Here is a 6,086-nt window from a genome sequence, read left to right on the forward strand (position 1 = left end):
TTAGAGAATGATTTATTTTTTAGTTAATCAGAGGCGCAAATGCTGGGTTCAAATTTGCAGGTAAAATTACCGATTCACGAAACTTTTCAAGGTACTGTTCAAGGCGAAGGTTATTGGACGGGGACTTTAGTTGATTTTATCCGATTGGCCGGTTGCCCTGTGCGCTGTCCTTGGTGTGACACGGGCTACGCAAATGGGGGCAAAGGTTTGCCGTCTGTACCGCAGTCGATCGCACAATTGCTCGCTCAATTGCAGTCTCCGAGGGTGGTCATTACTGGCGGCGAACCTTTCATTCACCGCGATTTGCCTGAGTTAGTTGAAGCTTTGTTAGAAGCGGACAAGCAGGTGAGTATTGAAACTTCGGGCGCTTGCTGGCAGGATGTTTCGCCACAGGCTTGGATTACTCTTTCTCCGAAGGAACACGTCAATCCTAAATATCCGGTGCAAGAGCTTTTTTGGACGAGAGCAAATGAAATTAAGTTAGTGATTAGCACGGGCGAAGAAGTTGATTTTTATCACAAGCATTTGGAAAATAATGTGAATATTCCGGTTTTCTTGCAACCAGAATGGAACTCCCAAAAATTAGCGCTTTCCATTATTTTGGGATTGCTGAAACAAAATCATAGTTACAGGCTATCTTTGCAAACTCACAAGTTTATTGGCGTGCAATAATTTGATAATTTAGCCATAGATATTCGTCAAGGCGGTGCAGAATGGGGAGTGCATCGTTGCCTGAAAATCTGTGCAAATATGTGCTATAATTAAAACAGCAATTTATGATAATTGGAACGTAATGGAAACAACTACGGAAACTCCAATGGGAAAAGTTATCACAACCTTAGTAATTACGAATCGGCTGGATGAAGGGAAAGCCGAAGATGGTCTGATTCCAATGGAGCAGGTGAGGTCTGTTACTCTAGAAAATGTTTTGGTGGATACGGGCGCGACAACTTTGTGTTTGCCTAAAGATGTTCTCGCCAGACTGGGTTTGAAAATTCTCAAGCAAGTGGTTGTGGAAACAGCCACGGGTATTAGTGAGGCGAGGATTTTTCAAGATGCCAAGATTTCTCTGTGCGGACGCGAAGGGACTTTTGAGTGTTTGGAATTGCCAGAGGGGAAAACTCCACTTTTAGGGGTGATTCCGATGGAAGCGCTGGGAATTGAAGTGGATTTGAAAAATCAAAGATTGAAAGTTTTGCCCGACGGGCCGACGGAAACTTATTGGACAATTCTTTGATATTCTTGAGTTTGGATGCCAGCTATTCGATCGGCAGCGCTAAGATGGTTAAGCACTGTTTTGCACTACTCTCATGTCCCAACGCGCCGAAACCTCAAACAGCCAGCCAAGTGCATCCCGCAACGGGCATAATGTGACGAATTCTCACTCTAACAACCAAAATACGATTCGGGTTCGCGGTGCGAGACAGCACAACCTGAAAAATATCGATCTGGAACTGCCGCGCGATCGCCTGATCGTTTTTACTGGCGTCTCCGGTTCTGGTAAGTCTTCCCTCGCTTTCGATACAATTTTTGCCGAGGGACAGCGCCGCTACGTCGAGTCTCTCAGCGCTTACGCGCGCCAATTTTTGGGACAGTTGGACAAACCGGATGTGGACGCGATTGAAGGCTTGAGTCCGGCTATTTCGATCGACCAAAAGTCAACTTCTCACAACCCGCGATCGACGGTTGGTACTGTTACAGAAATTTACGATTATCTCAGATTGCTCTACGGCAGAGCCGGCGAACCGCACTGTCCGATTTGCGATCGCTGCATTGCGCCGCAGACAATTGATGAAATGTGCGATCGAGTCATGGCACTTCCAGACGGCACTCGCTTTCATCTTCTGGCACCAGTGGTGCGCGGAAAAAAAGGCACTCACCGCAAATTATTGTCGAGTTTAGCTGCGGAAGGATTTATCCGCGTCAAAGTTAACGGAGAAATTTTAGAACTTTCGGAAAATATCGAATTAGATAAAAATCATACGCACAATATCGAGATAGTTGTCGATCGGTTAATTAAAAAACCCGGTTTAGAAGAACGTTTAGTTGATTCTCTGGCAACTTGTTTGCGCCATTCTGAGGGAATTGCGATAATTGAAGAGTTACCGAGTGATGAAAATTCCGAACCACAGGGGCCGATTGTATTTTCCGAAAACTTTGCTTGTCCCGAACACGGCGCAGTAATGGAGGAACTTTCCCCCCGGTTATTTTCATTTAATTCGCCCTACGGCGCGTGCCAAAACTGCCACGGTTTGGGGAGTTTGCGGACTTTTGCGCCGGAGTTGGTAGTTCCCGACGAGAAAGCGCCTCTTTATTGTGCGATCGCGCCTTGGTCAGACAAAGACAATTCCTATTATCTCTCTCTGCTTTGCAGTATTGCTGATACTTGCGGGTTTGATATCGACACTCCTTGGTATAGATTAAAGCCCGAACACCAGCGGGTAATTTTGTACGGCAATGAGCAAAAGCGCAGCGCAGAAAGTAAAAAGCGCGACGGTAGCACTGATTTTAGGAGAGATTTTAATGGCGTAATTTCCATGTTGCAGCGCCAGTACGACGATACTGGTTCCGATCTGATCAAGCAGAAGCTGGAACAGTATCGGGTCGATCGCTCTTGCGAGGTTTGTCACGGCAAGCGCTTGAAACCAGAGGCGCTTTCGGTGCGGTTGGGACAGTACGGAATTGTAGATTTAACGAGTATTTCGATTCGCGAATGTCGCGAACGAGTAAATAATTTGGGATTGAGCGATCGGCAATTTCAAATATCCGACTTAGCCCTGAGAGAAATCAAAGCAAGGCTGCAATTTTTGCTTGATGTCGGGTTAGATTACCTGACTTTAGACCGCGCCGCAATGACACTTTCTGGCGGAGAAGCCCAGCGAATTCGGCTAGCGACTCAAATCGGTTCTGGTTTGACGGGCGTGCTCTACGTTTTGGACGAACCCAGCATTGGACTGCATCAAAGAGATAACTTTCGCCTGCTGCAAACCTTAACAAAATTGCGCGACTTAGGCAATACTTTGATTGTGGTAGAACACGATGAAGAAACCATGCGGGCGGCCGACCATATTGTCGATATTGGGCCCGGTGCTGGCGTGCACGGCGGCAAAATCATCTCGGAAGGAAGTTTAGAAAATTTGCTAAGGGCAGAGGAATCTTTGACTGGTGCTTATTTGTCGGGAAAACGAGTAATTGAAACCCCTAATGAAAGAAGAAAAGGCAACGGCAAAGCTCTCTCAATCATAAATGCGACGCGCAACAATTTAAAAAATATCGATGTCGAAATTCCCCTGGGAAAACTCGTGTGCGTGACGGGGGTTTCCGGTTCGGGAAAATCAACTTTAATTAATGAATTGCTGTACCCGTCGCTGCAACACTATATCACCAAAAAAGTGCCTTTACCGCCCGATATGGACGCCCTCAAAACTAAAGGCGAACGCTCTCTAGAGGATGTGGTTGATAAGGTAATTGTAATTGACCAATCTCCCATCGGCCGCACTCCGCGCTCTAATCCCGCTACTTACACGGGAGTCTTTGATGTGATTCGCGATTTGTTTGCCGAAAGCATTGAAGCGAAGGCAAGAGGTTACAAAGCGGGGCAGTTTTCTTTTAACGTGAAAGGGGGAAGGTGCGAAGCTTGCGGCGGCCAAGGCGTGAACGTGATTTCGATGAATTTTCTGCCGGATGTTTACGTGCAGTGTGAGGTTTGCAAAGGTGCACGGTACAACCGGGAAACGCTGCAAGTTAAGTACAAAGGCAAGTCGATTTCTGATGTTTTGAACATGACCGTAGAGGAATCTTTGGAGATGTTTAAAAATATTCCTAGGGCGGGCGCCAGACTGCAAACTTTGGTTGATGTTGGTTTGGGTTACATTCAGTTGGGACAGCCGGCGCCGACGCTTTCTGGAGGCGAAGCGCAGCGGGTAAAATTGGCAACGGAACTGTCGCGCCGCGCTACTGGGAAGACGCTTTATTTAATCGACGAACCGACGACTGGTTTGTCGTTTTATGATGTTCACCATTTGTTAAATGTGCTGCAAAGATTGGTGGATAAGGGTAATTCAATTTTGGTAATTGAACACAATTTAGATGTGATTCGGTGCTGCGATTGGGCGATCGATTTAGGGCCTGAAGGGGGAGATAAGGGCGGCGAAATTATTGTGGCGGGGACGCCGGAGGATGTGGCGGCAAATCCCCGTTCTTATACTGGGAAGTATTTGCAAGCGGTTTTGCAGCAGCATCCTTTAGGGGAGGCTGTAGCCGTTAGTTAATACTAACAGGAATTACGCAATTATCATAATTAGTAAGGTGCGTCAGATATTTAAACCTTCAATAATCGTTTAAGAAACTCACCTGACGCACCCTACAATTAAAATACTATTACAAGTTAGTCTGCTTAGTCGTCAGAGAGTTCTGCTCTGCAATCCGAGCGGCTCTGGGACAGAGGTATACTGGTACAAATTAGCCAAACTTCATCAAGGAAAACAATGGGTGCAAAATTTAACTTTGTATGTCCTGGTTGTGGGTACATAGCAAAATGGGTTTCTGGTCGTCGGGACGTTGGAATGATCGCTGTTGTTAGAACAATGGCCTGTGAAGATTGTGAAGCAGTAGTTGACGTTCTGATTGGGAGCGATGGCAAAGATGGCCCGACTGGCGATCCTAACTATGATAAGAGACTCAATATTTGTCCTAAATGTCAGGGATCGCGGCTCTATCCCTGGCCTAGTAAACATCCTTGCCCAAAGTGTGATGCCAAGATGATTAAGGATGAAACATCAATGATGTTTTGGGATTAGAAAAAGCTTTGAAATTTGCATGAGGGGCAGAGTTTTTCCTGGGAGTTGTACAGTACCTCTAGCTTTTAATCTTTACAGTTTGGGGGCTGGGTCTAACATTTCAGTGCTTTCAAATGATTAATACTAATAATATAGTCGTTTAAGAGTATTTAAGATGCTGGATTGAAGTTTTATGGCAGCGATCGTTAGCCCGTGTTTTGAAGCTCAGGCTTCTTGACAAAGGCTTTATCAATTCACGGCGCTCCGAGTAACTTTTATCCTTTCTATTCGGGTACAGCACAGTAAACTGAGAGCAACCCCTTTAACCCCAATTAACCTATGCCACGCTGGTTTAATACCGAGGCCCCTGCCAAGCAGACATTCATTACGTGCTACTCCCAACACTGCGCTTACCGGGCTTAGAACGGTTAATCGCTCAACGCAACTATTTCGTCATCCATGCACCCCGACAAGTCGGTAAAACCACCGCCATGCTAGCTTTAGCCAAACAACTCACCGACAGCGGACAATACACCGCCGTCATGGTTTCGGTGGAAGTCGGTGCACCCTTAAGTTCCGATGTAAATCCTGGGGTAAAATCTAAAAATGGCAAAGGATATCTTCCACAACACGGTCAAAATCGCTCTACAAAAAGATGGCTGGAAAATTACCCACGATCCCTACCAGTTACGCTATGGTGTTGCGGATGTCTACATCGATCTTGCAGCCGAAGAAGCGATCGCCGCTGAAAAAGAAGGACGTAAAATAGCTGTAGAAGTCAAAAGTTTTGCAGGTGGCTCCACCATTTCTGAATTCCACACCGCCCTCGGTCAATTCCTCAACTATCGCATTGCCATCGAAGTCTCTAGCGAACCAGAACGTATGCTGTATCTGGCAGGGCCCACCGATACCTACCAAATATGTCTCAGATTTGAACCCGCAAAAACTGTCATCGAACGTTAGGAAATTCGACTAATTATTTACAATCCAACTCGTGAGGCGAGCGACCAATGGATAGACTAAACGAATACCGCAAAATTGTTTGTGACTTTCTCGAAGACTTTTCTAAAAATGACGCAAATGCTCAGTTAATCTTCGATATCGCCCGCGATCGATACCTCGTTATGCACAACGAATGGCGCGATGAATATCGCATCTATGGGTGTGCCATGCAGCTCGATATCATCGAAAATCAAATCTGGATTCAACACAACAGTACCGAAATCTACATGGGAGCATCCCGGTTTTGTAAATGGTTAAAAGTATGATAAGAGCCAAAAGTTTTCGCCCTGCGCTATATGATAGAAC

General features: G+C 46.0%; 6 protein-coding genes. 5 read left to right on the plus strand and 1 reads right to left on the minus strand.

What is annotated here, in order from left to right:
* The first annotated feature begins 39 nt into the window (after window positions 1–39).
* The 3 genes from QUA53_RS25060 to uvrA all read left to right on the plus strand — a co-directional run bounded on the left by QUA53_RS25060 (window position 40) and on the right by uvrA (window position 4,271).
* Entirely contained in the window at window positions 40–672 is a 633-nt protein-coding gene (locus tag QUA53_RS25060) for a 7-carboxy-7-deazaguanine synthase QueE (protein ID WP_333100429.1), read from the plus strand.
* A 121-nt stretch (window positions 673–793) separates the two neighbouring features.
* Entirely contained in the window at window positions 794–1,237 is a 444-nt protein-coding gene (locus QUA53_RS25065) for a retroviral-like aspartic protease family protein (protein WP_333100431.1), read from the plus strand.
* Window positions 1,238–1,310: 73 nt separating this feature from the next.
* Entirely contained in the window at window positions 1,311–4,271 is a 2,961-nt protein-coding gene (uvrA, locus tag QUA53_RS25070) for an excinuclease ABC subunit UvrA (protein ID WP_333100432.1), read from the plus strand.
* Between the two features lie 952 nt (window positions 4,272–5,223).
* On the opposite strand, the gene QUA53_RS25075 is transcribed toward uvrA, so the two are convergent.
* Complete coding sequence (locus tag QUA53_RS25075; protein WP_333100433.1) at window positions 5,224–5,391, minus strand: hypothetical protein; 168 nt, start codon at window positions 5,389–5,391, stop codon at window positions 5,224–5,226.
* Here QUA53_RS25075 and QUA53_RS25080 point away from each other — a divergent pair.
* Both QUA53_RS25080 and QUA53_RS25085 read left to right on the plus strand, forming a co-directional pair.
* A complete protein-coding gene (locus QUA53_RS25080; RefSeq protein WP_333100434.1) occupies window positions 5,385–5,741 on the plus strand; it encodes an element excision factor XisH family protein in 357 nt (118 codons plus the stop codon). The two genes, QUA53_RS25075 and QUA53_RS25080, sit on opposite strands and share 7 nt — an antisense overlap.
* A gap of 47 nt (window positions 5,742–5,788) precedes the next feature.
* Window positions 5,789–6,046 (plus strand): element excision factor XisI family protein, encoded by a 258-nt coding sequence (locus tag QUA53_RS25085; protein WP_333100435.1) that lies wholly within the window; start codon window positions 5,789–5,791, stop codon window positions 6,044–6,046.
* Window positions 6,047–6,086 lie beyond the last annotated feature (40 nt).

It is taken from the genome of Microcoleus sp. Pol12B3, assembly GCF_036701355.1.
Classification (GTDB): Bacteria; Cyanobacteriota; Cyanobacteriia; order Cyanobacteriales; family Microcoleaceae; genus Microcoleus.